The organism is Sphingopyxis sp. 2PD (genome assembly GCF_005503695.1).
Lineage (GTDB): Bacteria > Pseudomonadota > Alphaproteobacteria > Sphingomonadales > Sphingomonadaceae > Sphingopyxis.
In genome coordinates this window covers 101,870-110,909 of record NZ_SCMU01000009.1, presented here as the reverse complement: position 1 = coordinate 110,909, position 9,040 = coordinate 101,870, and the positions used below count along the sequence as shown (strand labels likewise).

Here is a 9,040-nt window from a genome sequence, read left to right as displayed (position 1 = left end):
CCCCTAACCCCTCCCTTGCAGGGAGGGGGAAGCATCAGCCCAACTCCCCCGCCGCGGCCCCAGATAGCCGAACAGATACGCCGCGACCTTGCGCATCTGGATCTCCTCCGCCCCCTCGGTGATGCGATAGCGGCGGTGGTGGCGGTAGATATGCTCGAACGGCTTGTGGCGCGAATAGCCGATGCCGCCATGAACCTGCATCGCACGGTCGGCGGCTTCGCAGCAGAGGCGGTTCGCCCAGTAATTGCACATGCTGACCTTGTCCGACAGCGTATGCTCGATCTCCTTGTGCGGGGTGTTGTCCATGTCCCACGCGGTTTTGCGGATCAGCAGGCGCAGCATTTCGGCCTGCGTCGCCAGCTCGACGAGCGGGAACTGGATCGCCTGGTTCTTCGCCAGCGCTTCGCCGAAGGGCTTGCGCGCACGCGCATATTTGACGCTTTCCTCAATGCAGAACACCGCGGCGCCCAGCGATGACGCCGCCTGCCGGATGCGGTTCTGGTGGACAAAGCTCTGCGCAATCGACAGCCCGCCGCCGACCGGACCAAGCCTTGCACTATCCGGTACCCACACATTGTCGAATGTCATCCGCGGATGGTCGGTCGGCATGTTGAAGGTCCACATATATTCGTCGACGCTCATCCCCGGCGTTCCCGTCGGCACCAGCAGGCAGGTGATCCCCTTCGCGTCGCCATCCTGACCGTCCGTACGGCAGAAGGTCGCACAGTGGGTCGCGACGTGCATGCCGGTGATCCACATCTTGCGCCCGTTGATCCGCCAGCCCTCGACCCCGTCGCGGTTTTCGCGGACGGTGCGCGTTTCCATATGCGTCGCGTCGCTGCCATGTTCGGGCTCGGTCAGCCCGAACGCGGTGCGGCGCTTGCCCTCGAACCCGCCGAGGATGAACTCCTGCTTCTGCTCCTCGCTCGTCGCAAACTGCTCGAACATCTCCACAAAGGGGAAATTGCCGACGATGCTGTGCTCGTTCTGCAGATCGTTGTGGAGGCCCAGCCCCTTGGCCGCGAAATGCTCGCGGATCACAGCCATCCACAGGTTCGAGCCGTCCTTGCCGCCATATTTCTGCGGCGCCGAAAAGCGCCAGTGCCCTGCCGCGTCCGCCTTGCGCGTCGCGGCGCGCAGAAGCTGTTCCCACTCGTGGCGCGGGAGCCCCTGATTGTCCCAGTCGGTGCGGCTGTGCTCGCGGCGGTGGTCGAAGAAACGGATATTGTCGTCGGCATCCTCGAGCGGCTTGATCTCCGCCTCGATAAAGGCATCGAGTTCGTCCAGATACGCCTGCAGGTCGGTCGGTATAGCGAAGTCCATGACGATCCTCTCTGTTCGATTCCAAGAGTGAACCGTAGCCCTGAGCTTGTCGAAGGGCGCCTATCCGATAAGCGCCCTTCGACAGGCTCAGAGCTACGGGGCTAGATCAACTGTCCACAGCGTTTCGGCCCGCGCGAGCGCAGCATATTTGGGGCTGTCGACCGCGCATTTATCGAGCACCGCGCGGCGCAGTCGTACGAGCAGGCCCGGTTCGGCGAGCGTCACCGCGCCGCCGAGCAAGCGATCGGCAAGCGCCTTGTCCTCCGCGCGCACGCCCGCGTCCAGATCGCGCATCACGATGCCGAGCGCATTCATCGCGACCGCGACCTGAAACTTGCCATGACCCTCTGCCGCCGGTTTGATCTCCTCGGCCAGCCAGTCGCGCACCGCCTGCACCATCTCGCGGCCGGTCGGCTCGCCGGTCGGCGCTGCGGCTGGCGGCGGCGCGGGCGGCAAGGAGCGGGTGCGTTCCGCCGCAGGCGCTTCGGTTTCCAGCAGCAACAACAGGTCCAGCTCCTGTTCGGCGGTGCGCCGGCCGACGACGACACGCTCGACCGTCGGATCGGCGCCGCTGCGCCAAGCCTGCCCCATCTGCAAGCAGCCGAGCGCCCACCACAGGGTGCGATAGACGAGCCAAAAGTGGAAGCGGTCGCGATCGACCCGCGCCCCGCCCGCGGCTTCATAGGCCGCGAAATAATCGTCGACGCTGCCGACGCCGAACGCCGGGTGATCGATCCGTCCGAACCGCCACACCGTCATGCATCCGAAGGCCAGATCTTCATGCGCATCGCCGCGATGCGCCAGTTCCCAGTCAAGCACGACGGCCAGCCCGTCCGCGTCGACCATGACATTGCCCATCCGGTAATCGCCATGCACCAGCACCGGGTCGGCGGGCGGCGGCAGATGATCCTCGCACCATTTGATCGCGAGCGCGATCACCGGCCGGTCGCCGCCATAGTCGGCATAGCGCGCTTTCAGCTCGGCCAGCGCCGCGGCGGTGTCCATCAGCGGGATCGCGGCGGGCATGGTTTCGGCAGGAATGGCGTGGATCCGCGCCAGCTCGCGCCCCAAGTCGGCCAATAGCGACAGCGGCGGATCGGCCAATATCTTCGCCGGGCTCACCTCGGCAATCACCCGCCGCATCACATAGCCGGTGCCCATGCCGTCACCATCGGACAACACGCCGACAACCTCGGGCGCCTTCACCCCTGCCGCATGGGCGGCGATCACCAGCGCCGCCTCGTCGGCATGGCCATAGGGGCGCCCGGCCATATAATCCGCCGACGGCGCGCGCCGCAGCACATAAGCGCCGCCCGCCCACTCGAACGCCCAGCTTTCCATATTCGCCCCGCCCGACAGGCGAACGAGGCCGGCCAATTCACCGGGACCGGCAATGCGGCGCATGAAGCCCGACAGCGCGTGACTCAGGTCGATCATCGGGCAATAGTGCTTACAGTTTACGTAAACGGCAAGCTGCCATTTGTGCCAAGGATCGGCTTCGGCCCACAGACGATTGCGGCCTTGGCGCGAACAGCGCGCGCTCGGCGCTACTCGGCTACGGCCTCCGCGGCTGGCGGGCTCTCGGCCGCCGTCAGGGCGCCATTCTGGATCAGCCATTGCGGAAAATCCGCCTGCACCGACGCGATGATCCGATCGATCGCGTCGGCGACCTGTTCGCCCTCCGCCTCGCGATCGCGCTGGACGACGACGCGGCGCGCCTGCGCGTCGATCAGCACCCGGTCGCGGCGGACGAGTTCGCCAACGGTCAGCCCGGACAGGATATTCCGGCTGTCGGCCTCGCGCTGTTCCAGCGTCGCAATCCGCTGGTTGAGTCGCTCCTCAAACTGCACCGCGGCATTGGTCTGCTGGCGCAGCTGGACGATATTGACGCGCACATCGCGGTCGAGCTCGCTGCGGACGTTACTGGCCAGCCGCTGATTCAGGCGCGCGGCATATTGATCGACCAGCACGACCCCATCGACCGCGATATCGTCATTGTCGACCCGCACGGTCAGCGTATCGATCCGGTCGCCGTCGCCCAGCAGGCCATCCAGCTTCGCTTGCACCGTCGTACGCGCGCGCAGTTCGCGCGCGATATTGTTCAGCGACAGCGCCAGCGGGATCGACAATATGCTCAGCGTCACGATGATCCCGATCACCTGCATCGCGGTGTGCTGCGGGGTCAGCGACGGCCCGAAGCGGTTGAGCCGCGCCACGGCGGTTGCGGCAAAGGCGATCGCCAGCGTGTTGGTCAGGAACAGCAGCGCGGCGCCCAGCGCAAAGTCGAAACGACCGGTGGCCAGCCCGAAACCGACGGTCGACAGCGGCGGAACCAGCGCGGTCGCGATCGCGACCCCGACCATCACCCCCGACAATTTGCGCATGATCGCATAGACGCCCGCGATGCCGCCGACGACCGCGACGCCGAGGTCGAGCAGGGTCGGCTGCGTCCGCGCGCGAAGTTCGGACGTGACGTCCTGGATCGGAGACATCCAGATGATCAGCATCGCGACGATGATCGCGACCGCCATGCCCGCGGCCATCGTCACCAGCGACCGTTTGATCAGATTGGTTTCGAGCGTCGCCAGCCCAAAGCCGACCCCCATGATCGGCCCGAGCAGCGGCGATACGAGCATTGCCCCGATCACCACCGCCGCCGAGCTTTGCAGCAGGCCCAGCGTGGCGATCGCCGACGATAGCGTAATGAGCAGCAGGAATTTCTTGTCGAGCCGCGCGTCGCGCGCGACGCTGGCCAGCGTCAGCGAGCGACCGTGGGTTTCGTCCTCGGCGGACGGATCTTCGTCGTCGACACCGCCCGGCGCGGCGCGCGTGGACCGGCGACCCCCGGCATTGAACGGGGCGTCGCCGAGTCCAGGCACTCCGGGATGGTCGCCGGCCATCGGCAGGGCCGTTTTAGATCTTGCCGGTCAGTTCAGGGACGGCGCTGAACAGATCGGCGACGAGGCCGAAGTCGGCGACCTGGAAGATCGGGGCGTCTTCGTCCTTGTTGATCGCGACGATTGTCTTGCTGTCCTTCATTCCCGCGAGATGCTGGATCGCGCCCGAGATGCCGATCGCAAAATACACCTGCGGCGCGACGATCTTGCCGGTCTGGCCGACCTGATAGTCGTTGGGGACGTAGCCCGCATCGACCGCGGCACGGCTGGCACCGAGCGCGGCGTTCAGCTTGTCGGCGAGCGGGACGATGACTTCTTGATATTTCTCGGACGAACCCAGCGCGCGGCCACCCGACACAATGATCTTCGCCGACGTCAGCTCAGGACGATCCTGCTTGGCGATTTCGGCGCCAACGAAGCTCGAGATGCCGGCGTCGCCGCCCGCACCCACGGCTTCGACCGTACCCGAACCGCCCGAAGTGGCGGCCTTGTCGAACGCGGTGCCGCGAACGGTCAGGACCAGCTTCGCGTCCGACGACTCGACGGTTGCGATCGCGTTGCCGGCGTAAATCGGGCGGGTGAAGGTCTTCGGACCCTCGACCGACAGGATTTCCGAAATCTGCATCACGTCGAGCAGCGCAGCGACGCGCGGCGCGATATTCTTGCCGGTGGTCGTCGCGGGCGCGAGGAACGCGTCATGCGACGCCATCAGCTCGGCAACCAGCGGCGCGACATTTTCGGGTAGATTATGATCGAAGGCGGCGTTGTCGGCGACATGCACCTTGCCCACACCGGCAATCTGCGCGGCTTCCTGGGCCACCGCATCGACGCCGCTACCGGCGACGAGCAGATGGACTTCGCCGAGCTTCGACGCGGCGGTGACCACCGCGAGCGTGGCGTCCTTGACGGCCTTGCCGTCATGTTCGACCCAAACCAGAGTTTTCATGAGTGCACTCCCATCGCCTTGAGCTTGGCAACCAGTTCATCGACATCGGCGACCTTGACACCCGCCGAGCGGACGGGCGGCTCCGATACCTTGACCGTCTTGACGCGGGGCGCGGTATCGACACCGTAATCGGCCGGGGTCTTGGTATCGAGCGGCTTCGATTTCGCCTTCATGATGTTCGGCAGCGACGCATAGCGCGGCTCGTTCAGACGCAGGTCGGTGGTAACGATCGCGGGCAGCTTCAGCTTCACCGTCTCGAGACCGCCGTCGACTTCGCGGGTGACCGACACATGGTCACCCTCGACGTTGACCGCGCTGGCAAAGGTGCCCTGCGCCCAGCCGGTCAGCGCGGCGAGCATCTGGCCGGTCTGGTTGTTGTCGCCGTCGATCGCCTGCTTGCCGAGGATGACCAGGCCGGGCTGCTCGGCGTCGGCGATCGCCTTGAAGATTTTCGCGAGCGCCAGCGGCTCGACGTCGTCGTCGGTCTGGACGAGGATCGCGCGGTCGGCGCCCATCGCGAGCGCGGTGCGCAGCGTTTCCTGCGCCTTCGCCGGGCCGACGGAAACGGCGACGATCTCGGTCGCAACGCCCTTTTCCTTGAGGCGGATCGCCTCTTCGACACCGATCTCGTCGAACGGGTTCATCGACATTTTGACGTTCGCCAGATCGACGCCGGTGCCGTCGGACTTCACCCGCGGCTTGACGTTATAATCGAGCACCCGCTTCACGGGGACGAGGATTTTCATGGGCTCAAAGCTCCTCTCAACAAATTGTGCACTGCGCCATAATTCGCGCTTACGTAAACGTCAACCAGCAGTCCCACCTCTCCCGCTTGCGGGAGAGGCAGCGAGACTTGCGGACTTTGTCCGCTTAGTCGCAGCGGAGTGGGCAACCGCTCCGGCGCTGGCCCACTCCAAGTCCGACTAGGCGGCAAGCCGCCAAATCTCCCTATCCTCTCCCGCTTGCGGGAGAGGAGTAGTTCAAGCCGCGCGAACCTCGGCGACAATCTTCTTTGCCGCGTCGCCCAGATCATTTGCCGCGACGATCGGCAGCCCCGAATTGGCGAGGATGTCCTTGCCCTGCTGGACGTTGGTGCCTTCGAGGCGGACGACCAAAGGCACCGACAGATTCACTTCCTTCGCCGCCGCGACGATGCCGTCGGCGATGATGTCGCACTTCATGATGCCGCCAAAGATGTTGACGAGGATACCCTTCACCGCGGGATCCTTCAGGATGATCTTGAACGCTGCGGTGACCTTTTCCTTCGAAGCGCCGCCGCCGACGTCGAGGAAGTTGGCGGGGAATTCGCCGTTGAGCTTGATGATGTCCATCGTCGCCATCGCCAACCCTGCGCCGTTCACCATGCAGCCGATGTTGCCGTCGAGCTTGATATAGGCGAGGTCATATTCCGACGCCTCGACCTCGGCGGGGTCTTCTTCGGTCAGGTCGCGCAGCTCGGCAATGTCCTTGTGGCGGAACATCGCATTGCCGTCGAAACCGACCTTGGCGTCAAGCACGAGCAGTTCGTCGCCATTGGCGCCTTCGCAAACCGCCAGCGGGTTGATTTCGATCTGTTCGGCATCGGTGCCGAGGAAGGCGGCGTACAGCCCCGCCAGAACCTTGGCCGCCTGCTTCGCGAGATCGCCCGACAGGCCGAGCGCCGCGGCGACGCTGCGGCCGTGGTGCGGCATCAGGCCGGTCGCGGGGTCGATCGTGATCGTGTGGATCTTTTCCGGCGTGTCATGCGCGACGGTTTCGATGTCCATCCCGCCTTCGGTCGAGGCGACAACCGCAATTCGGCTGGTCGCACGGTCGACGAGGAGCGCGAGGTAGAATTCCTGTTTAATGTCGGCGCCGTCGGTGATGTACAGGCGGTTGACCTGCTTGCCGGCTTCGCCGGTCTGGATCGTCACCAGCGTGTTGCCGAGCATGTCCTTCGCGTGCGCTTCGACTTCCTCGATCGACTTGGCGAGGCGGACGCCGCCCTTCGCATCGGGGCCAAGCTCCTTGAACTTGCCCTTGCCGCGGCCACCCGCATGGATCTGCGATTTCACCACGTAAAGCGGCCCGGGCAGCTGCTTCGCCGCTGCGACGGCTTCCTCGACGCTCATCGCGGCAATGCCCTTGGGCACCGCGACGCCGAATTTCGCGAGCAGTTCTTTCGCCTGATATTCGTGGATGTTCATGAGGTCTGCCGGGCCTTTCGAGTCTTGGGGCGGGGAGAATTGGCGCCGCCTAAGCACAAGTCGGCGGGCAAGGCTAGTCCCGGGGCAGCAAGAGATTCTATCCGCCGCGGCGAGCAAGCTTATCCCTTCGTCATCCCGGCGAAGCCCGGGATCTCATCGTTGCGTCCTATCGCGAGGTCGAGATCCCGACCGCCGCCCGGATGACGACAGCGGTTTTAGCGAAAAGCGCAGAGCGCCGCCGAGCTGGTGGTCACCGTCAAAATCTCCGGGTCTTTCAGCGCACGAACTTTGTGAAGGAACTGGTTCAGCGACAAATCGCTCATCCTTTTGTCCTTCAACGTCGACAGCGAACCGAGGCGGCGCAGTTGGAGCAGCGACAGCCGGTCGACCATGCGTTCGGCCATGCATGCCGCGATCGGCTGCGACAGCCCGGCGTTGACCAGCCCGGTACGCAGCCGCGCTTCGGGCGTAGCGCAAGCCGCCAAGGCAAACAGCGACAGCGATAGAACAGCAAGACGCATCAGCGATTATCTTCCATGAAATTCGGCGACCGCGCTCGACACCGCCTGCATCAACGCCATGCGCGCCGGGATCGGCGACGTGGTGGTCCCCATCATGACGACGATGGCATAGCGGGTGCCGTCGGGCGCGGTGGCGATGCCTATATCGTTGTAGCCCGCGGTCATGCCACCCAGATTCTGGCCTGTTCCCGTCTTGTGCATGAATTTCCAGCCCGGCGGCAGCCCGGCCTTGAGCCGCTTCGGTCCGCTCTTGGTACGGCTCATCACGTCCAGCAGATATTCGGTCGATTCGGGCGAGAGCAACGTCCCGCGCGCCAGCCGGGTGAGCGCACTGGCGATTGCCGTCGGGCTTGCCCCATCGATCGGATTGGCGAGATAATTGTCCATCGCCGCACGGCGCGTCGCCGGCGCCAGCGCGCCGCGCGCGGTTTCGAAATTGCGCCCGACCGAATAGCTTTGCTGCCAGCCCATTCCGGCAATCCCGCTTTGCAGCGAGCGTTCACCGGGGCCAAAGCGGATCGCGCCCAGATCCTTCTTCGCCATATAGGCCCGCACCGCACCCGGACCGCCGACCGTGCGCAGCACGCTGTCGTTCGCGGTATTGTCGCTTTGGGTGATCGCGGTTTCAATGAGCTGCCGAAGCGTCATCGTGACCGAACCCTGGGCGCGGACGCGCGCCGCGAGCGGCTGGTAAAACAGCGTCAGATCCTCGGGGCCGATCCGCACCTGCTGGTCGAGCCGCACGCGGCCCTGATCGACGGCATCGAGCGCGGTCAGCGCCACCCACAATTTCGACACGCTCTGCTGGGGAAACAGCTCGCCGCCACGCTCGGCAATCGCCCATTCGCCGTCGATGCGCTGGACCGCGATCCCGGTCTTGCCCGGAAAGCCGCGCCACAGGAAATTGATCCGCTCGGCTAGACCCGCGGGCGGACGGCGAAAGCCGGGATCGAGCGGACCCGCGGGACGCGGCATCGTCGATCGCACCGGCTGGCCGATCGGCACGGTTACCGATCCCGCCGGGCGCGGCGTGGCCGCCGGGCGCGGTGTGGCGGCCTGGGTCCGCGGCGTCGGGACCACCGCCGCGCTGCTGACGCAACCGGCGAGCACCGCGGCGCTCATCGTCATGGCGAGAAGCGGCCGACCCGAGAACGCAAACTTCATGAA

General features: G+C 65.4%; 8 protein-coding genes. All 8 read right to left on the bottom strand.

Annotated features, from left to right (window positions below; genetic code table 11):
- Positions 1 to 3 precede the first annotated feature (3 nt).
- Complete coding sequence (locus FFS18_RS09370) at positions 4 to 1,323, bottom strand: acyl-CoA dehydrogenase family protein (protein WP_137870583.1); 1,320 nt, start codon at positions 1,321 to 1,323, stop codon at positions 4 to 6.
- Between the two features lie 93 nt (positions 1,324 to 1,416).
- Positions 1,417 to 2,760, bottom strand: coding sequence for a phosphotransferase family protein (locus tag FFS18_RS09365; protein ID WP_137870582.1), 1,344 nt, complete (start codon positions 2,758 to 2,760; stop codon positions 1,417 to 1,419).
- Positions 2,761 to 2,870: 110 nt separating this feature from the next.
- Positions 2,871 to 4,223, bottom strand: coding sequence for a DUF389 domain-containing protein (locus tag FFS18_RS09360; protein WP_137870581.1), 1,353 nt, complete (start codon positions 4,221 to 4,223; stop codon positions 2,871 to 2,873).
- 13 nt (positions 4,224 to 4,236) lie between these two features.
- Positions 4,237 to 5,166: an electron transfer flavoprotein subunit alpha/FixB family protein gene (locus FFS18_RS09355; protein ID WP_137870580.1), complete on the bottom strand. Its 930-nt coding sequence runs from the start codon at positions 5,164 to 5,166 to the stop codon at positions 4,237 to 4,239.
- Complete coding sequence (locus FFS18_RS09350) at positions 5,163 to 5,912, bottom strand: electron transfer flavoprotein subunit beta/FixA family protein (RefSeq protein WP_137870579.1); 750 nt, start codon at positions 5,910 to 5,912, stop codon at positions 5,163 to 5,165. Before FFS18_RS09350 ends, FFS18_RS09355 begins: the two co-directional genes overlap by 4 nt.
- Before the next feature lie 234 nt (positions 5,913 to 6,146).
- On the bottom strand, positions 6,147 to 7,352 hold the full coding sequence (gene sucC, locus FFS18_RS09345) for an ADP-forming succinate--CoA ligase subunit beta (protein ID WP_137870578.1): 1,206 nt from the start codon (positions 7,350 to 7,352) through the stop codon (positions 6,147 to 6,149).
- 215 nt (positions 7,353 to 7,567) lie between these two features.
- Positions 7,568 to 7,873: a hypothetical protein gene (locus FFS18_RS09340; protein ID WP_120217254.1), complete on the bottom strand. Its 306-nt coding sequence runs from the start codon at positions 7,871 to 7,873 to the stop codon at positions 7,568 to 7,570.
- A gap of 6 nt (positions 7,874 to 7,879) precedes the next feature.
- Positions 7,880 to 9,037, bottom strand: coding sequence for a serine hydrolase (locus FFS18_RS09335; protein WP_137870577.1), 1,158 nt, complete (start codon positions 9,035 to 9,037; stop codon positions 7,880 to 7,882).
- Positions 9,038 to 9,040: the final 3 nt, after the last annotated feature.

Excerpts from the sequence above, each read along its gene's own strand:
- FFS18_RS09355 (WP_137870580.1), bottom strand. The coding sequence starts at position 5,166 with ATGAAAACTCTGGTTTGGGTCGAACATGACGGCAAGGCCGTCAAGGAC.
- FFS18_RS09340 (WP_120217254.1), bottom strand. The coding sequence starts at position 7,873 with ATGCGTCTTGCTGTTCTATCGCTGTCGCTGTTTGCCTTGGCGGCTTGC.
- FFS18_RS09335 (WP_137870577.1), bottom strand. The coding sequence starts at position 9,037 with ATGAAGTTTGCGTTCTCGGGTCGGCCGCTTCTCGCCATGACGATGAGC.
- FFS18_RS09365 (WP_137870582.1), bottom strand. The coding sequence starts at position 2,760 with ATGATCGACCTGAGTCACGCGCTGTCGGGCTTCATGCGCCGCATTGCC.
- FFS18_RS09370 (WP_137870583.1), bottom strand. The coding sequence starts at position 1,323 with ATGGACTTCGCTATACCGACCGACCTGCAGGCGTATCTGGACGAACTC.
- FFS18_RS09350 (WP_137870579.1), bottom strand. The coding sequence starts at position 5,912 with ATGAAAATCCTCGTCCCCGTGAAGCGGGTGCTCGATTATAACGTCAAG.
- sucC (WP_137870578.1), bottom strand. The coding sequence starts at position 7,352 with ATGAACATCCACGAATATCAGGCGAAAGAACTGCTCGCGAAATTCGGC.
- FFS18_RS09360 (WP_137870581.1), bottom strand. The coding sequence starts at position 4,223 with ATGGCCGGCGACCATCCCGGAGTGCCTGGACTCGGCGACGCCCCGTTC.